The sequence below is a fragment of the Pseudomonas sp. 18.1.10 genome, assembly GCF_024655625.1.
Classification (GTDB): domain Bacteria; phylum Pseudomonadota; class Gammaproteobacteria; order Pseudomonadales; family Pseudomonadaceae; genus Aquipseudomonas.
Genome location: NZ_JANLGL010000021.1, coordinates 14,165 through 36,298 on the forward strand (window position 1 = coordinate 14,165; position 22,134 = coordinate 36,298).

A 22,134-nucleotide genomic window follows, 5' to 3' on the forward strand; every position below is an offset into this window, starting at 1 on the left:
CAGCCATGTTTGTCAAAGCACTTCGAGTGGGCCTCGGCCACGTCATCATCGCGGGCGACTTCCTGACCCGCCCACGCAAAAAGCAGCGTTCGGCCGAGCAGCAGGCTCAGGTCAACGCCGCGGCCAAGGCGCTGACGCTGTATCAGTTCCACGCCTGCCCGTTCTGCGTGAAGACCCGTCGCACCCTGCACCGCCTGAATGTGCCGGTGGCGTTGAAGGACGCGAAGAACAACGAGCAGGATCGCCAGACCCTGCTGGAGCAAGGCGGCAAGATCAAGGTGCCGTGCCTGCGCATTGAAGAAAATGGCCAGGTCACCTGGATGTATGACTCCAAGGTGATTATTGATTACCTGGACAAGCGGTTTGCTGCGATCTGACAGGCACGGACCTCCCCTGTGGGAGCCAGCTCCCACATTTGCCTGCAGTGTTGTTAAGGATGGATTGCCAAATCAAGATCGAGTAGTGCCGAACCCAGGCACTTGCCGTGCGCATCCAGCGCCAGCGAACGCGTGACACCACCACGCAAGATCCCCGGCAGCACAAAGTTCAGCGCCTGCACATTGGGCAACGCGTAGCGCCGCACCGGCGCCGCCCCCGGCTGCAGCAACCCAGCAAAGAATTCGGCCACGCGTTCGGCCGTCAGTTGCTCACACAGCAACGGGTAATCCTCCGCACGATAGGCAATGATCGAAATGTTCGACGTATCGCCCTTATCCCCGGTGCGGGAATGGGCCAGCGTGTGCAACTTCATGCTTCGATCCTCGGGTTGACCGCACTTCGCGGCAGCAGCAACGACGCCACCGCCACCACCTGCCGCACACTCTTGCTAGCCCCGCCGCCGCCGGACGGGCCGTTGGTGTAGAGGGTTTCCACTTCATTGCCGACCCGCACCGCCTCAAGGCGATCCTCACAGCGAGCCGCCACACGCAGGCGCACTTCCCAGGGCTCGACGCTGCTGCGCGGGCCATGGAGCGCGTCCATGCCGATCAGTTCGGCGCGCACGTCCTGCATCTTCACGCCCATCAACTCCAGGCGCTTGAGGACGACAGCCCGCGCCAGCTCTGCCCGTGCGACAGCCCCCGGCCCGCCGTAGGACATTTGCCCTTCGCCAATCCAACCGTCCAGATAGCCGACACTCACTTTCAACCGCTCGGGCCGGGCGCGACCGCCCGCGCCTTGGGCGCGCACGCGATCAACCGACTCTTCCACAAACCCCACCTGGGAAAAGTCCGCCGTGACATCCGGCGTGAGGTACGCCGCCGGGTCATGCACTTCGTAGATCAATTGCTCAGTGCAGGTAGCGCGGCTGACCCGCCCGCCCGAACCGGCGACCTTAGAGATCAAGGCTTCACCGTCGGCATCGATTTCGGCCAAGGGGAAGCCCAGGCGTGCCAGATCTTCCACGTCCTTGAAGCCGGGATCTGCGAAATAACCGCCACTGACTTGCCCGGCACATTCCAGCAAATGCCCGACCAACGTGCCGCGCCCCAGGCGCTGCCAGTCGTCCGCCGCCCAGCCGAACTCAAACATCTGCGGCGCGAGGAACAACGAAGGGTCGGCCACCCGCCCGGTGATGACCACATCGGCGTCGGCGCGAAGTGCCTCCAGGATGCCCTCGACCCCCAGGTAGGCGTTCGCCGAGATCAGCCGTTCACCCAGGGAGCCGACGGTCTGGCCGTTATCCAGCAGAAAATCAGCGTGCAATACGTCCAGCACATCATCGCCAACAACGGCGACCACCTTGAGATCCAGGCCCAGTTCGCCGGCAATACGCCGCACTTCAACCGCCGCCGACACGGGGTTGGCCGCGCCCATATTGGTAATCACCCGCAGACGACGCCCAGTCGCTGCGCCCACAAATGGCAGCACGCGGCGCATGCGCTCACTCAACAGCGGGTCGTAACCGCCCGCGGGATCAGTGATCCGCGCCTGTTGCGCGAGCGCGATGGTGCGTTCAGCCAGGCATTCGAACACCAGGTAATCCAGCTCGCCATGCTCGGCCAATTCGACGGCAGGTTCGATACGGTCGCCGGAATAACCGGCGCCAGATCCGATGCGCAAGGTTTTCATCTCAAATCACTCCCAGGAGCAACGCGGTCAGGGTCATCAACACCGACGCGGCAAACAGAAAAGGGATGGTGAAGCGCTGGTGATCGGCCAATTCGATCTTGCACAGGCCCACCAACAGGAAGGTCGCGGGGGTCAGCGGGCTGACCGGGAAACCGGTGGTGTGCACGCCGAGCAGCGAGGCCTGGGCCACTTGCAGCGGGTCCACGCCCAGGGCCTTGCCGACTTCGGCGATCACCGGCATCACGCCGAAATAGTAGGAGTCGGGATCAAACAGCATGCTCAGCGGCATGGAAATAAAGCCCACCACCGCCGGGATCAGCTTGCCGTGGCCGGCCGGGATCTGCGCCACCGCCACTTCGGCAATCGCCTTGAGCATGCCGGTGCCTTGCATGATGCCGGTGAACACGCCGGCGGCGAGCAGGATGCTGGCCATGGTCAGGGCGGTCTTGGCATGTGCATCGATACGGGCGCGCTGGGCGTCGACGTTGGGGTAGTTGATGCACAGCGCCACCACGGTGCCGAGCATGAACATCACCACCGGATCGACCCAGCCGGCAATCATCACCACCATTACCAGCACCGTCAGCAGCAGGTTGATCCAGAACAGCCGTGGGCGACGCAGCTTGATGTCATCGTCGCTGAGCACCCGTTGCGGCATGGCATCCACCGTGGAACCGGCGCCCAGGCCCAGGCGTTTTTCTTCGCGGCGGCCGAGCCACCAGGCACAGGCGAACACAAAGATCAGGCCGACGATCTGCACCGGGATCAGCGGCTGGAACAGGTCCGCCACCGGCACATGCAGGGCAGCGGACGAACGCAGTACCGGACCGGTCCACGGCAGGAAGTTGACCCCCGCCGCCATCGCGCAGACGCAGGCAAGGATGCGTTTGTCGATGCCCAGCCGCGTATACAACGGCAGCATCGCCGGCACCGTCACCAGAAAGGTCACGGCACCGGAGCCATCCAGATGCACCAGCAGCGCCAGGGTCGCCGTGCCCACCACAATACGTGTAGGACGCGTGCCGACCGTGCGCAGGATGCGGTCGATGATCGGGTCGAGCATGCCGGCATCGGTCATGATCCCGAAAAACAGGATCGCAAACACAAACATGCCCACCACGGGGGCGACGTTCTTGATACCGGTAATGATGAAGGCACTGGTTTGCAGGCCAAAACCGCCGAGCAGCGCGGCGATGATCGGCAAGGCGATCAGGGCCACCAGTGGCGAGAGGCGTTTGCTCATGACGGCAGCGAGCAGGCACAGGATGGTGATGACACCCAGGGTAGCGAGCATGGGTTACTCCAGAGCGGCCTTGGTGGCCGGTTATTGTTTTCCCTGGAGTATTGGAAGCGGGTTAGTCTTTGTAAATTGGAATATTCAGCCGCTAGCGTTCGGAAAAACAAAATGAAGCTGCTCTTATGAAAAATAGCATCCAGCACATCCAAGCCTTTCTTGCCGTCGCCCGCACGGGCAGTTTCACCAAGGCCGCCAACGAGTTGCACCTGTCGCCCTCGGCGCTGACCGTGCAGGTGCAACAGCTGGAAGACTGGCTTGGCGTCGCCCTGCTCGACCGCAGCCCGCGCCACGTCAGCATCACCGCCGCCGGCCAGGACGCGCGCGGACCGATGGAAAAACTGCTGCTGGACCTGGACAACATCGTCACCGGCTCCCGCGACCTCGCCGCCCTGCGCCGCGGCGTCGTCACCATCGCCGCCCTGCCCTCGGTGTGCGCCGGCGCCCTGCCCCCGGCGTTGCGCCGGTTTCGCGAGCGCTTTGCCGGGATCGAAGTGCGCCTGCATGACCTGGTGGCCCACCGCATTCATGCCCATGTACGTTCCGGTGAAGTGGATTTCGGCATTGGCGTGCGCGCGCGGCTCAGCCATGGCCTGGCGTTTGTCCCGGTGCTCAATGACCGGCTGTGTGCGTTTGTGCCCGTGGATCATCCCCTCACCCGTCATCGCCAGTTGAGCCTCGAACAACTGGCGGATCAGCCGATCATCCTCACCGGCCGCGACAGCAGTGTGCGCGAGCAGGTGGATGCGCTGTTCGATGAGACACGGTTGACGCTGAACGCCGGGATGGAGGCCAACTACATGTCGACGGTGTTGGCGCTGGTGCGCCAGGGGTTGGGGATCAGCGTGCTGCCGGAGTCGGCGGCGGACAGTTTGGAGGGGTTGCAGCGGATCACTATCGATCACCCTGGGGTGAATCGGGAGATCGGTTTGATTACCCGGAGCGGGATGAGTTTGAGCCCGGCAGCACAGCGCTGTTTCGACCTGCTCAATGAAGCATTACCTGACACACCGCAGAGCTGAATGTGGGAGCAAGCCCGCTCCCACATTTTGACCGAGTGAATCAGCCCAGCATCGGCACATGCTTGGGATGGCTGGCAACCCGTTCCAACCACGCCTGCACCGCTGGATACGGCGCCAAGTCAAACCCACCCTCATGCGCCACATGCGTATAGGCATACAACGCAATATCCGCAATCGAGTACTGCTCGCCCACCAGGTACGGCGTGGCCTGCAACTGCCGCTCCATCACCTTCAGCGCTTTGTAGCCGCGCTTATGGCAGGTGTTGTATTCCTCCAGGCGATCTTCCGGCATGTTCAGGTAGAACTGGATAAACCGCGCCACCGCGATGTACGGCTCGTGGCTGTATTGCTCGAAGAATTGCCACTGCAACACCTGGGTGCGCAGGCGTGGCTCAGTCGGCAAAAACTCGCTGCCATCGGCGAGGAAGTTGAGGATCGCGTTGGATTCCCACAGGCAAGTGCCGTCTTCCAGTTCCAGTACCGGGATCTTGCCGTTGGGGTTCTTGGCCAGGAACTCGGCGGTCTGGGTGTCACCCTTGAGGATGTCCACATCGATCCACTGGTAGGGAATGCCCAGCAGGTTGAGCATCAATTTGATCTTGTAGCAGTTGCCCGACTTGTAATCGCCATAAACCTTGTACATGGGGCTCCCCTTATGCCGCTTGCGCGTGCTGTGCTTGACGGACCACCGCGGCCAGGCGCTTGAGACCTTCGTCCAGGCGGGCCGGGTCGATATGACTGAAATTGAGGCGCAACGAGCCCAAGTGTTGGTCCGGCTCGGCAAAGAACGGTTCACCGGGCATGAACGCGACGTCCTGCTCCAGCGCTTGCGCCAATAAAGTGCGGGTGTCGAGCGGCTGTTTCAAGGTCAGCCAGAAGAATAATCCGCCTTGGGGCACTTGCCAGTCGGCCAGGTCGGCGAAGTGCTGCGCCAGTGCGGCCTGGAACGCGTCGCGGCGTTCGCGGTAAAAGCTGCGCAGCTCCCCCAGATGCTGCTGGTATTTTTCCGTGCCGATCCACTGCATGGCCTGCCATTGGCCGACGCGGTTGGTGTGTAAATCCGCCGACTGCTTGAGCTTGAGCAGGTGCGGGAACAGGTCCGGACTGGCGATCAGGTAGCCGACGCGCAGTCCCGGCAACAAGGTCTTGGAGACCGTGCCGGTGTAGATCCAGCTGGCTTTCTTCAACCGCCCGACGATGGGTTTGGCACTGCCGCCGTCAAAGGTCAGCTCGCGGTAGGGTTCGTCTTCGATCAAGGTCACGCCGAACTCGTCGAGCAATGCGGCGACGGCTTCGCGCTTGGCCTCGCTGTAGCGTACGGCCGAGGGGTTCTGGAAGGTCGGGATCAGGTAGATGAACGCCGGGCGATGGCGTTGCAGGTTGGCGCGCAGTGCGGCCAGGTCGGGGCCATCGGCCTCCAGCGGCACGGTCAGGCAGTCGGCGCCGAACAGTTGGAAGATCTGCAACGCGGCCAGGTAGGTCGGGCCTTCCAGCAGGATCTGCGTGCCTTTGTCGATATACAGCTTGGCCGCCAGGTCCAGGGTTTGCTGCGAACCGCTGACCACCAGCACCTGGCTGGCCTGGCACGGTATGCCCAGGGCGCCGGCTTCGGCGGCGAGCAATTCACGCAACTGCGGTTCGCCTTCGCTCATGCCGTATTGGCCGATGTTGAGTGGCATGTCGTCCCAGCTCAACGCCGGCAACTTGGCTTCGGCCGGCAGGCCACCGGCGAACGACATCACTTCCGGGCGCTGGGCCGCCGCGAGGATTTCCCGGATCAGGGAGCTTTTGAGGCGCGTAACACGTTCAGAGAAGGCCATGGGTTCACCGCTAGCGAAGACTGTGGGAAATACGTCAAACTGGTTGACCGAAATTACGACAGCTTCGATGGATACGTCAATATGCTTGACCTTAAAAACCCAGCCGCCCAGCAAGAAGCCATGCAAGCGTTTTTCTTCGGCTACCAGGCCTTCACCGCCAAAGCCGACGAGATGCTCGAACGCCGAGGCTTGAGCCGCGTGCACCAGCGCATCGTGTTTTTTATCGCCCGTTATCCGGCCTTGAGCGTGAAAGAGCTGCTGGAACTGCTCGGCGTGAGCAAGCAGGCGCTGAATATGCCGCTGCGCCAATTGCAGGAAATGCACCTGGTGAACAGCGTTGCGTCCGAGACTGACAAGCGCAAACGCCTGCTGGAGTTGAGTGAGGAAGGCCAGCGTTTTGAACAGTCGTTGCGACGTGAGCAGGTCAAACTGTTGCAGCGCGCGTTCAGTGACGCCGGCGAAGCAGCTGTCGCCGGATGGCTGGCGGTGAATCAGGCACTGAGTGCAGTGAATTAGCCTTCTATCGCCTGCCACCCGATCATTCGAAAACATTATTTGCTTTCTTTGTATACAAAAGCATAATTCGCCTCGTGCGAGTTCCTGACCTATCGGTCAACAAAACCCGCCAGTACCTCAAAGCGCTGTTGCCCACATCTGTGACCGGCGCTGGAAATAACAATAAAACTCTTGAGGAGTACTTGCTGTGGATAGCCGCAAATCTGAAGCCCCGACGCTGGACCTCTCCCCGCCCAGCAACAGCTGGCTGGAACGCCTGTTCAAACTGCGCTTGCATGGCACCACAGTGAGGACCGAGTTGATCGCCGGCCTCACCACCTTTATCACCATGGCCTACATCATCTTCGTCAACCCCAACATCATGGCCGACGCCGGCATCGACCACGGCGCGGCGTTTGTCGCCACCTGCATCGCCGCCGCGCTCGGTTGCCTGCTGATGGGCCTGTACGCCAACTGGCCGGTGGGCCTGGCGCCGGGCATGGGCCTGAATGCGTTTTTTACCTACACCGTGGTCGGCACCATGGGCTACACCTGGGAAACCGCGCTGGGTGCGGTGTTTATCTCAGGCGTGCTGTTCATGGGCCTGACCCTGTCGCGGGTGCGCGAATGGCTGCTCAACAGCATTCCGGTGAGCCTGCGCCATGCCATGGGCGCGGGTGTCGGCCTGTTTCTCGGGGTGATCGGCTTAAAAACCGCGGGGATCATCGTCGATAGCCCGGCTACGTTAATCAAGCTCGGCTCGCTGCATGAACCCGCACCACTGCTGGCGGCGGTGTGCTTCCTGCTGATTGCCATCCTCAGCTACCACCGCGTATTCGGCGCGATCCTCATCAGCATCATCGCCGTAACCCTGGCCGGCTGGGGTCTGGGCCTGGTGCACTACAACGGCATGATCTCCACACCACCGAGCCTGGCGCCGACCTGGATGGCCATGGACGTGAAAGGTGTATTCAATGTCAGCATGATTAGCGTGGTATTTGCCTTTCTTTTTGTACACATGTTCGATACCGCAGGTACACTGATGGGCGTCGCGCAACGGGCCGGCCTGGTCAATGCCGATGGCAAGATCGATAACCTGTCCCGCGCGTTGAAAGCCGACAGCGCTTCCAGCGTCTTCGGCGCGATGGTCGGTGTGCCGCCAGTCACCAGCTACGTGGAAAGTGCCGCCGGTGTTGCCGCTGGCGGTCGTACCGGGCTGACGGCCGTGACTGTGGGCGTGCTGTTTGTGGCCGCGATGTTTTTTGCACCGCTGGCCGGCATGATCCCGGCGTATGCCACCGCTGGCGCGCTGATCTACGTGGCGATGCTGATGATGGCAAGCATGGCTCACATCAACTGGGACGAGGCCACCGACAGCATTCCGGCGATTGTCACGGCGATCATGATGCCGCTGACCTTCTCGGTGGCCGACGGTATCGCCTTGGGCTTTATCACGTACGTGGCGCTCAAGGCGGGCACCGGCAAGTACCGCGAGATTTCGCTGAGCTTGTGGGTGCTGTGCGCGATCTTTATCGCCAAATTCATATTTCTATAAAAACGGAGCACATGATGAACCTGGAAACCTGGCTATTGTTTAGCGGCGCTGCACTGATCGTGATCCTGATCCCTGGCCCGTTGTCGCTGCTGATGATAAGCAACAGCCTCAACTACGGCCTGCGCCGCTCGTATCCAGCGTTTCTCGGTGGGGTGTTTGCCTCGATCTGCCTGTTGAGCGCCTCGGCCCTGGGCCTGGGCGCGCTGTTGCTGGCGTCCGAACAACTGTTCAGTGCCTTGAAGATTGCAGGCGCGGCGTACCTGTTTTACCTCGCCTGGCAGAGCTGGCAGCAATCCCGGCAGCCGGCAAAAGCGGCAGAAGTACCGTACAGCGCGCCGGTCCCACGCTTTCGGGCGCTGTTTGGCCGGGCGTTTGTGCTGGGTGCCAGCAACCCCAAGGACATTCTGTTTTTCGCCGCTTTCCTGCCGCAATTTCTCAATAGCCAGCAAGCATTCCTCCCACAATTGCTCATCATGATCGCCACCTGGACCGTGCTCGACCTGCTGTGCAAGTTGTTCTACGGCCTCAGTGCCCATGGCGCCGCGCGTTACCTGCGCAGCGGCAGCGGCCAGGGCTGGTTCAATCGGGTGAGTGCGGCCTTTTTTGGGACTGCCGGTGTGGCGGCACTGCTCCGGGCTTGAGGCTGCCGAACCGGACAAAATACAGGGTGGGCGGTTCGGTGGCGGTCCATTGGATACCGGCAATGATCCGCACCAGGCGCCCTTCGTCCATGGCCTTTTTCAGCGGTGCAAACGCCTTGGCATAGTGCGCCAGCACGCTGCGCCGGTTAAACCACTCGTCAGTCAGTTGCATGGCGTGAGCGGCATGCAACTTGACGCTGGAGGTGTTGGCCCAGCGCGTCAGCACGTAGTACCGGTTGCTGGAATGTGGATGGGTGCAACTGTAATCCAGCGTCGCCTTCGCTCCTGGTTTCTTGTCCAGGGCACGTACGATAAACCCCTGCTGCTCCAACACCTCTCGAACAGCCTTTTGCATGATCTGCGACCGCTCGATCAGGTTGGTCTGGGTGGGCAGTTGCAAAGAGCGGTGCAGCGGCTGACGCAAGCGGAAGTCCGCACGCTCGAACCCGGGTGTCGAGGCCGCATCCCCCAGATAGACGGTAGTACGCGTGGTGCTGTCGAGGGGACGCAATAGCTTGAGCATGTCGTCGGTCTGCCCCACGGCATTGGGCGCCAGCCACTTATCCAGCGTGGCCTTGAGGTCGAGCAGGTGGGTCGCGGTGAGACGCGGGTGCGGGTCGGACAACTCCAGCAGCCGCTCGATCAAAAATCCACGACTGCTCGCCAACATGCCGGGAAATGCCCGAGCCAGGGCCAGGTGCAACGGTTCGCTGAACAGCGGGCGGTGAAACGTCCACTGACCATTGGCCGAAACGGTCGCCGGTATGGGTTGATCGAACAAGCCCGCTTCCAGCCAATAGCGGACATCCACGGCCGCCGCGTGCGCCAGGGGCTGATCGCGGGTGATGAACACCAGGTCCCTGAACGAAAGATTGCCACCCTCCGGGAGCACCCGGTAGTAACGACCGTTGTAGTGCAGCACCCTGTAGTTGCGCGCCGGAGGGGCGACAGTCACCTGGAAGATCCCGCGTGCGGGCAACAAGTCCGTCAATGTCAGCTCCCGCGCCACAGCCCAGGCCTGAAACGACTGGGGCTGAACCTGGGTCTGGCGCATGGCCCGATCCAGCGCTACCCGCGAAGGCGCTTGCCAGACCGTGGTGCGCTGCGCCCTGAACGGCTGCCACAACCCTGAACTGGGTCCCGGTTGCGGCGACGGCGGGGCATCAGCCCCCAGCAACCACTCCCGCTCCTCGCGGATATACAGCACCAACTCCCCTTCGGCTTGGTCGCCCGGGCTTTTGATCCGTAGCCCCGTTTCATCTCGGCGTCGATATAGCGGGTAGCCATATTCGCCATCCACCAGGAACTGCTCGCCGTTTTTCACGTAGATGCCCTTCTCCCCCGCGCCGCGCAATGCAAGTGCGCCCTCGCTGGAGAACGGCTTCTTGAACCGCTCCAGCACGCCCAGGGTGTGCGCAGCCGCCTGCGGCGTGGCCAGGGTATTTGCCATCCAGGCCTGGCGGCGGTGCAGCTGGCGCAGCGCCGAACGCATCGCACCCCGGCCCAGTGCCGCTCCAGGCCTGGCCAATTTGGCGGTTGGCACGAATGAAGTCAGCACATCAAAAAACGCCATCAGGGTGATAAACGCCACATCGACCGCGTCCTCTGGCCGGCCACTGAGATGGAAACGCCTCGCGGCGAGCAGCATTTCATACAGGCTGATGCCTACCCCTAGCACAGGCACGAAGGACAAAAGCCCACGTACGGTGGCCTCCCACTGCTCGCCAAGGCGCTGTTCGCGGTACTGCGCCAGGGCCGCGCCCGTGTTGGCGCGGGCGTGCACGCGGCGCTGGATCTCCAGCATGCGCCCGTGGGCCAGCACCGCCAGGGCATCACAGTGGCAGGTACTGACAATATCCAGCCAAGCCGTAGGTTCGGCGTCGATCTGTTCGCGGATCTGCACCTCGATTGCCTCAGTGGCAGCCGCCGCTACGCGGTGCTTGATATTGAACGAGCGGACGAACCGGCTGATCTGCTCGTACAGCCCAAGAACCGCGTGCCCGAACAAGCGCGTGGGGATAATTTTGACCAGCGGCGCCACGCTGATGGCCGGCGCAGGACGATACCCCGGATAGCCAGCCAATGCTTCGGCCTCCCAACCCGGGGCCACCAGGCTGGCGAGCGTCCGGAGGTTGTCAGGGCTGGCCCCCTGGCGATTCAATGCAGCCCTGGCCAATTGCCAATCCGCGTACTCGCTCAACACCGGGAAATGCACTGCGCTCGGCCAGTACACCAGGCAGAGTGGCGAGCGCTTGTCGACGATCACCAACAGGCCGGTTATGTGCCGATCATGGGCCAGGGTATGCCCGCGCAAACGCACAAAACTCAGGGTCGGCGCGGGCACGCCGGTTGCCGCCCGTGGCGCCATGGCGCGGGTAAACAGCTGCTGGGCCGGCAGCGAAAGCCCTTGCTGCGTAGCCGAAAACAGCTGCACTCGGGCGAGCTGTTGCGCCGCACGATCAATCAGCGGCCGTGGCAATCCCGTGGAGGACCGCGCCGGATAAAACACTTGGCGGATCAGCTGTTGGTAGTGACCGGCAATGTCCAGGGATGCCAGGGTCTTCATCAGGTAGCGCGGCGTCAGGCGCATTTGCCACGCCGGTTGCAAATACCGCGCACGGTTCAGCCGCCACTCGGTCCAGGGCGCCTGGGGGTCGAGATTGTGCAGCGCCAGCTCCAGCAGGCTGAAGGTGCTGCGCTGCGGGCTGACGGTCTTTTTGATATGACGGTCACCCGGCGCGCAAGTGCTTGCCCAGCCGCAGAACTGGGAACCGACATCGTCGGGCATATCCAGCAATGGCTGGTCGATATCCACCCCCGGGAAGAACCCGTCCGCCGTCAATTGGGCCGTCAGACGCTGGCGAGCAAACGTCTCCAGTGGCGGCAGGACTTGCCACAGGCGGCCCTCCAACGCCATGGCGCTGCCCAGGTAGCGGCGCTGCAGGTGCCTATGGTTTTTTTTAACCGCCGCCGAAGCCGTAGCGAGCCAGGCTGGCTGGGTCTTGGCATGCCTCGCCGCCAGCCGCAGCAGTTCGACATTGGCCAAGGCCGCGTTTCGCAGCGGGTTGTCCGGAACTTGCAGGTGCTCAAACAGTTCCTGGGCCAGGACCCGTCGCGCCAATCCCGGATCGCTGATTTCACTGAACAATCGAGCATTGTCAGCCAGGCGCTTATCCAACTGCCGATGGGTGTCGATCAGCGCCTTGAAATCGTCACGCAGCACATCGTGGGGGGCGATGGTGTAGTCCACCTCCAGCTTGAGCGACGTTGCCATACGGGCAGCGCTGCGCTCATCACGCTTGACGCAGCGCCACAACGTCGAGTCATCAGGCCCGGCCAGGCTGGCCCGCAAGCTTTGGGACAAGCCGTCGAGACACTCAGACACCGCCAGGCCACCCTGGCTGCCGCTCACCACCAACACCACCGGCTGAAGCTGGGCCGGCGCCCCCTGGGCACCGGTGGTGGTGACGACCAACAACCCCGTCAAGGTGTAGCGGATAGGCGAACTGCCGCCGATGGAGACGCGCAAGACACAGGTGTCACTGCTTTGTCGAGCCGCCGCCAAGGGCGTGTTGAGCACTTCGAGCAAGCGGTCGAGGTGGGCCTGCTCGATCACGCCCAACTGGTGCATCAGTTGCGCTTCACAGCGCAACGCCTGGACCTGGGCCGCAAACACCAGCGCTGAACGATTGCGTGTGCCATCCGGGCGTTCGGTCCAGAACGCCCGTTGCAACAGGCGTTCACCGGCATCGAGCGTCCACTGCCTGACCGCTTGCGCCTTGGCCTGCCGCTGCTCCTGATCCCGCAAAAAAACCTGATAGGCGTCGGTTTCGCGCGCGGGGTCCTTGGCATCCAGCAGTGCCAGCAACCCGTGTTCATAACGCCTGATGTGCAGGGCACGGGTGCCGCGCGGCAGGTCTGGGCATTGGCTCGCCAGGGTAACCTCGGGTTGGCGGCGCAGACGATCCCACTCCAATAGCTCATCCAGCGCGGGGCCCCACGCAAGCGTACCCACCACACGGTGCCGACTCTTTTCGATAAACCGCAGCAGGCGCGCGGCGCTTCGGCTGGGCAACTCGGCGTCGAGGGGCACATCAACCGCGTAATTGATCGACAGCAGCGCCGCCCATTCATTGGCCCATTGTTGCGCCAGCAGGCCGTGCAGGCTATACGCCAGGGCGTCACCGCTGAGTGTCGGGCTGGGTTGCAGCGCGGGCAACGTTGCCGGGTCGGCCCGGTTGAAGGGCAGGTACTGCCAGAAATCCCCCAGCAACCACGCCTTGATCCGCTCGGGCAGTTGCGCCTGCATCTGCTGCCAGGAGCTGAACTCATGAAACTCACGGTGCAACCCCGGCAGGTAGACCACCTGCGTGGTGCTGTCACGATAGATGTGCAGCGCACCGGGAATGGCCAGGCTGCCAGCACTGGCGTGGGGCCACATCACCTGACCTGCGTGCACCGTGGCCCAATCGCCGCCGGCCAGCTGGCGTGCAGCAACAGTCGGCGCGTCCCATAGTTGCTTGACCAAGGTGTAGCCGGCGTCCGACAACATGAACAACTGCTGCGCCAGGAAAGCCCGGTCGGCAAATACCGCCTTGTGCAGTTCCACTGCGCGCTCTTGGCGCGTTGATGCGCGGCCCTGGGCCAGTTGCTGCCAATAATCGGCCACCGCACCGCCAACCCGAGCCACCAATTCCAGTTTGCCGACGCGCTCCAGCGCCTGCACTGCATTAAAGGGCAACCTCGCGCCGGGATCGCCCTTGATACTCAGCGCCGTGAAGTGATGGAGATTGATCGGCGGATACGGGTCGGTAAACAGCGCCAGGGTCCGGTCCATCAGACTATTGCGATGCTGGGTCGGGCGCGGTGGCAGCGGCTCGCTGAACAGCAAGCTGTAGGGGTCCAGGCCGAACGCCTGGCGCAGCGCCCCACGCATCAGCGACAGCACACGGGGTGCGCGCACCACCATCGTGCGCAGGGCATGGGCGGCGCGTGTGCAACGTTCATGGGCGCTGTACAACTCGTCAATTGTGCGGCTGGGCAGGCTTACGCTGTTGATGCGCCGTGTCAGCCGCGTACGAATCGCCGCCAGGCGCTGTTCCTGGGTCGTGCCCGGGTCGTCAAAATCGAAAGATTGCGGTGCAACGTCGGGGATATCGAGGCTCATGGGCGGTCTTCATGGCAGGAAAACCCGAGCCTAGTCACCCAACCCTGAACCGGTGCGCTACATAAATGGCAGGCGAAAAAAAGCCCGCAGTGTGGGCGGGCGAAAAACCAACGAAGAGCTTTGGGGGTGTGAAGCGAGGTGACGCTAGCTACCGCGATAAGTGGAGTAGCTGTAGGGCGAAATCAGTAGCGGGACATGGTAGTGATCCTGTTCGGCGCTGATGCCGAAACGCAATACCACCACATCCAGAAAAGCCGGTTCCGGCAGTTGCACGCCGCGGGCGCGGTAATAATCGCCAGCGCTGAATTGCAGTTGGTAGACCCCACTGCGGTAGTCGTCGCCTTGCAGCAGCGGTGCGTCGCAGCGGCCATCGCTGTTGGTCAGGGTGGTGGCCACCAGTTCCAGCTGCGCGCCTTCGACGCGGTACAGCTCAACCTTGATCGCGCTGCCGGGGCAACCGTGTGCGGCGTCCAATACGTGTGTGGTCAAACGTCCCATGGCGTCTACGCGCCTCCCGAAGTCAGTAGAAGAAAGAACCGCACTTTTTCAGGGCAGTGAAAAAGCCGGCGATGGCTGATTAAGACACTTTTTAAAAAAATTGTACACAATAAAAATCACAAACCTTTCGATCACCCCGCCCGCATTGGGTGAACAGGCAATCGGCAGGTAATCCTTGCTTTTAAACGACCTTTTGTCCATTAGCTGACCAACCAGGCAAGTTTCTTGCTACACCCTTTACACAGAGACCTGCGGAAAAAATGCAGAAATGTAGGCTTACAAAGTGAGCGATAAGTTGTATACAATCACTCATCGCTGTGACGCCACCCAGTCATTTCACTGCCCGGCCGCCACATGAATGATCACGAACAAGAAGGAAGACTGCAGTGAGCGCTGACTACCCACGCGACCTGATCGGTTACGGCAGTAACCCTCCTCACCCCCACTGGCCGGGCAAGGCACGCATTGCGTTGTCGTTTGTACTCAACTACGAGGAAGGTGGCGAGCGCAATATCTTGCACGGTGACAAAGAGTCCGAAGCCTTCCTCTCGGAAATGGTCTCGGCCCAACCGCTGCAAGGCGCACGCAACATGAGCATGGAGTCGCTGTACGAATACGGCAGCCGCGCCGGCGTGTGGCGCATCCTCAAGCTGTTCAAAGAATTCGATATCCCGCTGACCATCTTCGCCGTGGCCATGGCCGCCCAGCGCCACCCCGATGTGATCCGCGCCATGGTCGACGCCGGCCACGAGATCTGCAGCCACGGCTACCGCTGGATCGACTACCAATACATGGACGAGGCCCAGGAACGCGAGCATATGCTCGAAGCGATCCGCATCCTTACCGAGCTGACCGGCGAACGCCCCCTGGGCTGGTACACCGGGCGCACCGGCCCCAACACGCGGCGGCTGGTGATGGAGGAAGGCGGCTTCCTCTATGACTGCGACACCTACGACGACGACCTGCCCTACTGGGAACCCAACAACCCCACCGGCAAGCCGCACCTGGTGATCCCCTACACCCTGGACACCAACGACATGCGCTTCACCCAGGTGCAGGGTTTCAACAAGGGCGATGACTTCTTCGACTACTTGAAAGATGCGTTCGACGTGCTCTACGCCGAAGGGGCCGAGGCGCCGAAGATGCTCTCCATCGGCCTGCACTGCCGCCTGATCGGCCGCCCTGCACGCCTGGCTTCCTTGAAGCGCTTTATCGAATACGCCAAAGGCCACGAACAGGTGTGGTTCACCCGCCGTGTCGACATTGCCCGTCACTGGCACGACACCCACCCGTTCCAGGGAGCTGCCAAATGACCGCCTTCAAGACCCTCAAACCCTCGACGCTGAGCCGCGACGAATTCGTCGCCGCCTTCGCCGATATCTACGAACATTCGCCATGGGTGGCCGAAAAGGCCTACGACCTGGGCCAGGACCCTTCGATCGACGAGATCGAAACCCTGCACCAGCGCATGAGCGACATCCTGTTGAGCGCCGATCATGCCAGCCAGCTGGCCCTGATCAACGCTCACCCGGACCTGGCCGGCAAAGCTGCCGTCCAGGGCCAACTGACCCAAGCCAGCACGGATGAACAGGCTGGCGCGGGGATTCACCAATGCACGGCCGAAGAGTTTTCTCGCTTCACCGAGCTGAACGATGCCTACAAGGCCAAGTTCAAGTTTCCCTTCATCATGGCGGTAAAAGGCAGCAACCGGCATCAGATCCTGGCCGCGTTCGAAACGCGCATCCACCACTCGGTGGACACCGAGTTCAAATGCGCACTGGCCGAGATCAACAAGATCGCGTTGTTCCGTCTACTGACCCTCTAAACGACCATCCCCAGCCACTCTATCTAAGGCAGACAAGAAGAATGAAAGCTTACGCCGTACCTTTCGAGAAGTTCGTCAACCTGGCCGACGCCCGCCTGGGCACCAAGATCCTTTCGGTAACCGACGACTGGTTCGCCGACGCCAACCGCCTGTTCCAGCCGACCCCGGCCGTATGGAAGGAGGGCGTTTTCGATGACAACGGCAAGTGGATGGACGGCTGGGAATCACGCCGCAAGCGCTTCGAAGGCTACGACAGCGCGGTGATCCGCCTGGGCGTACCGGGTTCGATCAAAGGCGTGGACATCGACACTTCATTCTTCACCGGCAACTTCCCGCCGTCGGCCTCCCTCGAAGCCTGCTTCCTGGCCTCGGGCGACCCTGATGAGAACACCCAGTGGGTGGAAGTGCTGTCGGCCGTCGAGCTGCAAGGCAACAGCCACCACTACCACGAGATCAGCAACGACCAGGCGTTCAGCCACCTGCGCTTCAACATCTACCCGGACGGCGGCGTGGCCCGTCTGCGTGTGTACGGCATTCCGTTCCGCGACTGGTCGTCGATTGGCGACAACGAACAAGTCGACCTGGCCTCGGCCCTCAATGGCGGCCGTGCGCTGGCCTGCTCCGACGAACACTTCGGGCGCATGAGCAACATCCTCAACCCGGGCCGTGGCATCAACATGGGCGACGGCTGGGAAACCGCGCGTCGCCGTACGCCGGGCAATGACTGGGTAATCGTCGCACTGGGCCACCCGGGCGAGATCGAGAAAATCATCGTCGACACCCTGCACTTCAAGGGCAACTACCCGGACACCTGCTCGATCCAGGGCGCCTTCGTCAAAGGCGGCACCGACAGCCAGATCGAAACCCAATCGCTGTTCTGGCGCGAACTGTTGCCAGCGCAGAAGCTGGAAATGCACGCTGAACACACCTTCGCCGAGCAGATCAAGGCACTGGGGCCGATTACCCACATCCGCCTGAATGTGTTCCCGGATGGTGGTGTGAGCCGCCTGCGCGTTCTCGGCAAGGTCACTAAATAAGCGGTGAGTCCATTCGCGAGCAAGCCCGCTCCCACATTTGAAAGGGGGATAACCTGGAAATGAAGCGTCTACTCGGCCTCCTGGCTCTTTTTTCCCTGCTGACCGGCTGCGCCAGCGGCCTCGTCAACCCCAACGGCTACGACGAAACCGGCACCGCCTCCTACTACGGCGCCAAGCACCACGGCAAAAAAACCGCCAGCGGTGAACCCTTCAACCAGAACGCCCTGACCGCCGCCCACCGGCAATTGCCGTTCGGCACCCAGGTCAAGGTGACCAATCTCAACAACGACAAATCCGTGGTGGTGCGCATCAATGATCGCGGCCCGCATACCCGTGGGCGCTTGATCGATCTTTCACGCAAGGCGGCCGAGCAACTGGGTATGCTCAGCAGCGGCACCGCGCGGGTACGCGTGCAAGCCCTGAGCAATTAACACGGAGCCCTGGCCATTTTCGGATTAACTGCCCTCTCGCCCTGGAGCCTGCTGGAACTGGTCAGCGGCTTGCTGTTGCTGATCACCGGCGCGGAAATCCTGGTGCGTGCCGCCGTGCGCCTGGCCGCCAGCCTCAAGGTGCGGCCGCTTATCATCGGCTTGACCATCGTCGCCTTTGGCAGCAGCGCGCCGCAAATGACCGTCAGCCTGCAAGCGACCCTGGCCGGCAATACCGATATCGCCGTGGGCAGCGTGATCGGCAGCAGCATCTTCAACATCCTGGTGACCCTGGGCCTGTCGGCGCTGATTATTCCGCTGCGCGTCTCGCGCCAGCTGGTGCGCCTGGATATCCCGGTGATGATCCTCGCGGGCCTGCTGGTGTTTACCCTGGCCGCCAATGAAGCGCTCACGCCCGCCGACGGCTTGCTGCTGTTGGTGGCCCTGCTCGCCTACCTCGGCGTGTTGCACTACCAGACCCGCCATTCCCGCCGCCCGCGCACGCTCCACACCGTGGCCCAGGCCCCGTGGCTGAGCAGCGTGCTGCTGATGTTCGGCGGGTTCCTGGTGCTGGTGCTGGCCGGGCACTTGCTGCTGGGCGCGGCGGTGGATGTGGCCGGCGACCTGGGGCTGTCGGAACGCGTCATCGGCCTGACGCTGATCGGCGTCGGCACCTCCCTGCCGTGCCTGGCCACCTCGCTGATCGCCGCCCTGCGCGGTGAACGGGACATCGCCGTGGGCAACGTGATCGGCAGCAACCTGTTCAACCTGCTCGGCGTACTGGGGTTTACCGCGCTGGTGGCGCCGACGCCGCTGTCGGTCTCGCCCAATGCCCTGGACTTCGACCTGCCGGTGATGCTCGCTGCCTTGGCGTTGTGCCTGCCGGTGTTCTACACCGGCTACCGCGTGACCCGCGCCGAAGGCCTGGTGCTGCTGGGGCTGTACCTGGCGTATGGGCTGCATGTGATGTCGTTCACCACCGGCATGCCCCTGGCGACCAAGCTTGAACACCTGATGCTCTATTACGTCCTGCCAGTGCTGGTGGCTTTCCTGTTGTTCAGCACGCTGCGAGCCTGGCGCCGCCAACACAAGAGGGAATCGCAATGACCGATCAGAAGAAGTCCGGGGTTGAGATGCGTCGCCAGGTCATGGGCGATGTGTTCGTCGACCGCGCCCTGGGCAATGCCACCGCGTTCACCCAGCCGTTGCAGGACTTCGTCAACGAGCACGCCTGGGGCGGCGTATGGAACCGCGAAGGCCTGCCGCTGAAGACCCGCAGCCTGATTACCCTCGCCGCCCTCACTGCACTCAAGTGCCCGCAGGAACTCAAGGGCCACGTGCGTGGCGCGTTGAACAATGGCTGTAGCGTGGAGGAAATTCGCGAGGCGCTGCTGCATTGTGCGGTGTACGCGGGCGTGCCGGCGGCGATTGATGCGTTTCGCGCGGCGCAGGAAGTGATTGAGGCGTATCAGGCGGATCAGCAGTGACAGTCAGATAGCATTCGCGAGCAAGCCCGCTCCCACAGTTGACCGAGTTCCAGCATGAGAATGCGGTCAACTGTGGGAGCGGGCTTGCTCGCGAATGGCCCTCACAAACGCTACAAAATTCAGATCCAGCCTCCCGCTTGCAACACAAAAATCCCGATATTCGTGGTCACCGCCGCCATCAGCGTCGTAATCACAATAATCGCCGCCGCCAGCTCATGATTACCCTCGGCCGCCCTGGCCATCACAAAACTCGCCGCCGCCGTCGGTGCGCCGAAGTACAGGAACAGAATCCCCAATTCCGGCCCGCGGAACCCCAGCAGCCAGGCGCCCAGCGTCGCCACCAGGGGCAAACCGATCATCTTCACCAGGCTCGCACTCAAGGCCATGCCGCCGCTTTTGCGCAACGCCGCCAGCGACAAAGTGCCACCAATGCAGATCAGCGCCAGCGGCAAGGTCATGTCGGCCAGGTAGCGGCCCGACGACTCCAGCCAACCCGGCAAGCCGATCTGGAACACCGCGAACGGCGTGGCGGCGATCACGCTGACGATCAACGGGTTGGCCACCACGCTTTTGCAGATGCTCCACGGGTCGGACTTGATCACCGGGCTGTACACCGCCAGCACAATGGTCGACAGGGTGTTGTAGAACAGGATCACCAGCGCGGCGAGGATCGCGCCGAGGGAGATGCCGTAATCGCCGTACATACTCGCCGCCAGTGCCAGGCCGATCACGCCGTTGTTGCCGCGAAACGCCCCCTGGGTGTAGATGCCACGGTCTTCACGCGGGCAACGCCAGATCGCCCAGCCCCAGGCCAGGGCAAAACTGAGCAAGGTGGCGACGGCGAAGTAGATCAGCAGGCCCGGCTTGAGCGCCGAGTGCAGGTCGGCATGCAGGATGCCCAGGAACAGCAGCGCCGGCATGGTGACGTTGAACACCAGGGACGACGCCGTGTGGATAAAGTTGTCGTTGATCCAGTTGATGCGCTTGAGCAGCACACCGAGAAACAGCATGGCAAACACCGGCGCGGTGATGGACAGGGTGGTGAGGAAAATTGCCAGCATGCCGGGGAGAACCTTGGTGAGCGTCGTTAGGTGGCTAATGATAAGCCATGCTGACCTGTGGCGCCTGTCAAGACGCCTTCGCGGGCAAGCCCGCTCCCACATTTGACCGCATTCCAAAGGTGGAAATCGGTCAAATGTGGGAGCGGGCTTGCTCGCGAAGCAGGCGACTCGGTCTCAGGTAATGGGCGCCGGGTTGAACAGGGTGATGTCGTTATGCAGCTTATGCCGCTCCGCCCACGTCTGCTTCTTGCCACTGGCCACATCCAGGTAGAAGTGGAACAACTCCCACCCCAACTCCTCAATGCTCGCACGCCCGGTGGCAATCCTGCCGGCATCGATATCGATCAAATCCGGCCAGCGCTGCGCCAATTCCGTACGCGTCGACACCTTCACCACCGGCGCCATCGCCAGCCCATACGGTGTACCACGCCCGGTGGTGAATACATGCAGGTTCATCCCCGCCGCCAACTGCAAGGTGCCGCACACAAAGTCACTGGCCGGCGTGGCGCAAAAGATCAGGCCCTTGCCCTTGAAGCGCTCACCCGGGCCGAGCACGCCGTTGATCGCGCTGCTGCCGGACTTGACGATGGAGCCCAAGGACTTCTCGACAATGTTCGACAACCCGCCCTTCTTGTTGCCCGGCGTGGTGTTGGCGCTGCGGTCGGCCTCGCCCTTGGCCAGGTAACGATCGTACCAGTCCATTTCCCTGACAAGCTCCTGGGCGACTTCCTTGCTCTCGGCGCGTGAAGTCAGCAGATAGATCGCATCGCGGACTTCCGTCACTTCGGAAAACATCACCGTCGCCCCGGCCCGCAGCAGCAAGTCCGAGGCAAAACCCAGCGCCGGGTTGGCGGTGATGCCGGAAAACGCATCACTGCCGCCGCACTGCATGCCCAGGATCAGCTCCGACGCCGGCACGGTTTCGCGACGACGCTGGTCGAGCTTCTTCAAGCGCGTTTCGGCCAGCTCCATGATCTGCTCGATCATCTCGGTAAAGCCGTGGCTGGCGTCCTGCAATCGATACAGCCAGGGTTCACTCAAATCCACCGAGCTGTCGTTGTCGTGCATCACCTGGCCGGCCTGCAATTTCTCGCAGCCCAGGCTGATAACCAAGGCTTCGCCCCCCAGGTTCGGGTTGCGCGCCAGGTTGCGCACGGTGCGGATCGGGATGTAGGCATCTGTCGCGGTAATGGCCACGCCGCAGCCGTAGCTGTGGGTCAGCGCCACCACGTCATCGACATGGGGGTACTTGGGCAGCAGCTCGTCCTTGATGCGCTTGACCGCATGGTCCAGCACCCCCGTGACGCACTGCACCGTGGTGGTGATGCCGAGAATATTGCGCGTGCCCACGGTGCCGTCGGCGTTGCGATAACCCTCGAAGGTAAAGCCCTCCAACGGCGCCTGGGTTTGCGGCACCTCGGTGGACAGCGGCAAGCTGTCCAACGGTGGCGCAGTGGGCATGCGCAGTTGATCTTCCTGGACCCAACTGCCACGCGGAATCGGCGCCAAGGCGTAACCGATGGTCTGGCCATAGCGAATAATCTGACCGCCCTCGGGGATATCTTCCAGGGTCACCTTGTGGCTCTGGGGGATGAAATCCACCGTCACCAGGCCGTCCGGGAACTCGGTCCCGGCCGGTACGCCCTGGTCGTTCACCACGATCACTACGTTGTCGCGCTCGTGCAAACGAATGGAGCGCGGCGAGTCGGCATGTTCAATCAACTGCATTACATC

General features: G+C 62.3%; 20 protein-coding genes. 11 read left to right on the top strand and 9 right to left on the bottom strand.

Annotation, left to right across the window (positions count from 1 at the left end):
• The first annotated feature begins 5 nt into the window (after window positions 1–5).
• Entirely contained in the window at window positions 6–377 is a 372-nt protein-coding gene (locus tag NUV89_RS05980) for a glutathione S-transferase N-terminal domain-containing protein (protein WP_257780605.1), read from the top strand.
• 53 nt (window positions 378–430) lie between these two features.
• Here the strand turns inward: NUV89_RS05980 and NUV89_RS05985 are convergent, their stop codons facing one another.
• The 3 genes from NUV89_RS05985 to NUV89_RS05995 are packed head-to-tail and all read right to left on the bottom strand — an operon-like array spanning window position 431 to window position 3,364.
• Window positions 431–751: a hypothetical protein gene (locus NUV89_RS05985; RefSeq protein ID WP_257780606.1), complete on the bottom strand. Its 321-nt coding sequence runs from the start codon at window positions 749–751 to the stop codon at window positions 431–433.
• Complete coding sequence (locus NUV89_RS05990) at window positions 748–2,070, bottom strand: acyclic terpene utilization AtuA family protein (RefSeq protein ID WP_257780607.1); 1,323 nt, start codon at window positions 2,068–2,070, stop codon at window positions 748–750. The genes NUV89_RS05985 and NUV89_RS05990 overlap by 4 nt, the downstream gene beginning before the upstream one ends.
• 1 nt (window position 2,071) lies before the next feature.
• The gene (locus tag NUV89_RS05995) at window positions 2,072–3,364 is read right to left on the bottom strand and encodes a CitMHS family transporter (RefSeq protein ID WP_257780608.1); all 1,293 of its coding nucleotides are present in this window, start codon (window positions 3,362–3,364) and stop codon (window positions 2,072–2,074) included.
• A 125-nt stretch (window positions 3,365–3,489) separates the two neighbouring features.
• Between NUV89_RS05995 and NUV89_RS06000 the strand changes: the two genes are divergently transcribed.
• Entirely contained in the window at window positions 3,490–4,386 is an 897-nt protein-coding gene (locus NUV89_RS06000; RefSeq protein ID WP_257780609.1) for a LysR family transcriptional regulator, read from the top strand.
• Window positions 4,387–4,426: 40 nt separating this feature from the next.
• Here the strand turns inward: NUV89_RS06000 and NUV89_RS06005 are convergent, their stop codons facing one another.
• Window positions 4,427–5,029: a glutathione S-transferase family protein gene (locus tag NUV89_RS06005; protein ID WP_257780610.1), complete on the bottom strand. Its 603-nt coding sequence runs from the start codon at window positions 5,027–5,029 to the stop codon at window positions 4,427–4,429.
• Window positions 5,030–5,039: 10 nt separating this feature from the next.
• The gene (locus NUV89_RS06010) at window positions 5,040–6,206 is read right to left on the bottom strand and encodes a PLP-dependent aminotransferase family protein (protein ID WP_257780611.1); all 1,167 of its coding nucleotides are present in this window, start codon (window positions 6,204–6,206) and stop codon (window positions 5,040–5,042) included.
• Between the two features lie 81 nt (window positions 6,207–6,287).
• On the opposite strand from NUV89_RS06010, the gene NUV89_RS06015 reads away from it, so the two are divergent.
• The 3 genes from NUV89_RS06015 to NUV89_RS06025 all read left to right on the top strand — a co-directional run bounded on the left by NUV89_RS06015 (window position 6,288) and on the right by NUV89_RS06025 (window position 8,897).
• Window positions 6,288–6,722, top strand: a complete 435-nt coding sequence (locus NUV89_RS06015; RefSeq protein WP_257780612.1) for a MarR family winged helix-turn-helix transcriptional regulator — start codon at window positions 6,288–6,290, stop codon at window positions 6,720–6,722.
• Window positions 6,723–6,909: 187 nt separating this feature from the next.
• A complete protein-coding gene (locus tag NUV89_RS06020; RefSeq protein WP_257780613.1) occupies window positions 6,910–8,256 on the top strand; it encodes an NCS2 family permease in 1,347 nt (448 codons plus the stop codon).
• Between the two features lie 14 nt (window positions 8,257–8,270).
• The gene (locus NUV89_RS06025) at window positions 8,271–8,897 is read left to right on the top strand and encodes a LysE family translocator (protein ID WP_257780614.1); all 627 of its coding nucleotides are present in this window, start codon (window positions 8,271–8,273) and stop codon (window positions 8,895–8,897) included.
• On the opposite strand, the gene NUV89_RS06030 is transcribed toward NUV89_RS06025, so the two are convergent.
• Together NUV89_RS06030 and uraH are read right to left on the bottom strand one after the other, a co-directional pair.
• Window positions 8,836–14,064, bottom strand: coding sequence for a dermonecrotic toxin domain-containing protein (locus NUV89_RS06030; protein WP_257780615.1), 5,229 nt, complete (start codon window positions 14,062–14,064; stop codon window positions 8,836–8,838). The two genes, NUV89_RS06025 and NUV89_RS06030, sit on opposite strands and share 62 nt — an antisense overlap.
• Before the next feature lie 144 nt (window positions 14,065–14,208).
• On the bottom strand, window positions 14,209–14,562 hold the full coding sequence (gene uraH / locus NUV89_RS06035; protein ID WP_038847464.1) for a hydroxyisourate hydrolase: 354 nt from the start codon (window positions 14,560–14,562) through the stop codon (window positions 14,209–14,211).
• Between the two features lie 386 nt (window positions 14,563–14,948).
• Here uraH and puuE point away from each other — a divergent pair, with 386 nt between their 5' ends.
• From puuE to NUV89_RS06065, 6 genes are read left to right on the top strand one after another with little or no spacing between them, the layout of a single operon-like run.
• Entirely contained in the window at window positions 14,949–15,875 is a 927-nt protein-coding gene (gene puuE, locus NUV89_RS06040; RefSeq protein ID WP_257780616.1) for an allantoinase PuuE, read from the top strand.
• A complete protein-coding gene (uraD, locus tag NUV89_RS06045; protein WP_257780617.1) occupies window positions 15,872–16,387 on the top strand; it encodes a 2-oxo-4-hydroxy-4-carboxy-5-ureidoimidazoline decarboxylase in 516 nt (171 codons plus the stop codon). Before puuE ends, uraD begins: the two co-directional genes overlap by 4 nt.
• Window positions 16,388–16,428: 41 nt before the next feature.
• Window positions 16,429–17,424 carry an allantoicase gene (alc, locus tag NUV89_RS06050; RefSeq protein ID WP_257780618.1) on the top strand — a complete coding sequence of 332 codons (996 nt, stop codon included), beginning with the start codon at window positions 16,429–16,431 and terminating at the stop codon, window positions 17,422–17,424.
• A 59-nt stretch (window positions 17,425–17,483) separates the two neighbouring features.
• Entirely contained in the window at window positions 17,484–17,855 is a 372-nt protein-coding gene (locus tag NUV89_RS06055) for a septal ring lytic transglycosylase RlpA family protein (RefSeq protein ID WP_257780619.1), read from the top strand.
• Between the two features lie 57 nt (window positions 17,856–17,912).
• Window positions 17,913–18,959: a calcium/sodium antiporter gene (locus tag NUV89_RS06060; RefSeq protein ID WP_257780627.1), complete on the top strand. Its 1,047-nt coding sequence runs from the start codon at window positions 17,913–17,915 to the stop codon at window positions 18,957–18,959.
• Entirely contained in the window at window positions 18,956–19,339 is a 384-nt protein-coding gene (locus tag NUV89_RS06065; protein WP_257780620.1) for a carboxymuconolactone decarboxylase family protein, read from the top strand. Before NUV89_RS06060 ends, NUV89_RS06065 begins: the two co-directional genes overlap by 4 nt.
• Window positions 19,340–19,458: 119 nt before the next feature.
• On the opposite strand, the gene NUV89_RS06070 is transcribed toward NUV89_RS06065, so the two are convergent.
• Entirely contained in the window at window positions 19,459–20,400 is a 942-nt protein-coding gene (locus NUV89_RS06070) for an AEC family transporter (protein WP_257780621.1), read from the bottom strand.
• A 174-nt stretch (window positions 20,401–20,574) separates the two neighbouring features.
• Complete coding sequence (gene garD, locus NUV89_RS06075; protein ID WP_257780622.1) at window positions 20,575–22,128, bottom strand: galactarate dehydratase; 1,554 nt, start codon at window positions 22,126–22,128, stop codon at window positions 20,575–20,577.
• Between the last annotated feature and the right edge of the window lie 6 nt (window positions 22,129–22,134).

Bases quoted from the DNA above. Each gene is read 5' to 3' on its own strand.
- NUV89_RS06010 (WP_257780611.1), bottom strand. From the start codon at position 6,206: ATGGCCTTCTCTGAACGTGTTACGCGCCTCAAAAGCTCCCTGATCCGG.
- NUV89_RS06025 (WP_257780614.1), top strand. From the start codon at position 8,271: ATGAACCTGGAAACCTGGCTATTGTTTAGCGGCGCTGCACTGATCGTG.
- alc (WP_257780618.1), top strand. From the start codon at position 16,429: ATGAAAGCTTACGCCGTACCTTTCGAGAAGTTCGTCAACCTGGCCGAC.
- NUV89_RS05985 (WP_257780606.1), bottom strand. From the start codon at position 751: ATGAAGTTGCACACGCTGGCCCATTCCCGCACCGGGGATAAGGGCGAT.
- NUV89_RS06000 (WP_257780609.1), top strand. From the start codon at position 3,490: ATGAAAAATAGCATCCAGCACATCCAAGCCTTTCTTGCCGTCGCCCGC.
- NUV89_RS06070 (WP_257780621.1), bottom strand. From the start codon at position 20,400: ATGCTGGCAATTTTCCTCACCACCCTGTCCATCACCGCGCCGGTGTTT.
- NUV89_RS06015 (WP_257780612.1), top strand. From the start codon at position 6,288: ATGCTTGACCTTAAAAACCCAGCCGCCCAGCAAGAAGCCATGCAAGCG.
- NUV89_RS05990 (WP_257780607.1), bottom strand. From the start codon at position 2,070: ATGAAAACCTTGCGCATCGGATCTGGCGCCGGTTATTCCGGCGACCGT.
- NUV89_RS06005 (WP_257780610.1), bottom strand. From the start codon at position 5,029: ATGTACAAGGTTTATGGCGATTACAAGTCGGGCAACTGCTACAAGATC.
- garD (WP_257780622.1), bottom strand. From the start codon at position 22,128: ATGCAGTTGATTGAACATGCCGACTCGCCGCGCTCCATTCGTTTGCAC.
- NUV89_RS05995 (WP_257780608.1), bottom strand. From the start codon at position 3,364: ATGCTCGCTACCCTGGGTGTCATCACCATCCTGTGCCTGCTCGCTGCC.
- NUV89_RS06065 (WP_257780620.1), top strand. From the start codon at position 18,956: ATGACCGATCAGAAGAAGTCCGGGGTTGAGATGCGTCGCCAGGTCATG.
- NUV89_RS06030 (WP_257780615.1), bottom strand. From the start codon at position 14,064: ATGAGCCTCGATATCCCCGACGTTGCACCGCAATCTTTCGATTTTGAC.
- NUV89_RS06055 (WP_257780619.1), top strand. From the start codon at position 17,484: ATGAAGCGTCTACTCGGCCTCCTGGCTCTTTTTTCCCTGCTGACCGGC.
- uraD (WP_257780617.1), top strand. From the start codon at position 15,872: ATGACCGCCTTCAAGACCCTCAAACCCTCGACGCTGAGCCGCGACGAA.
- uraH (WP_038847464.1), bottom strand. From the start codon at position 14,562: ATGGGACGTTTGACCACACACGTATTGGACGCCGCACACGGTTGCCCC.
- NUV89_RS05980 (WP_257780605.1), top strand. From the start codon at position 6: ATGTTTGTCAAAGCACTTCGAGTGGGCCTCGGCCACGTCATCATCGCG.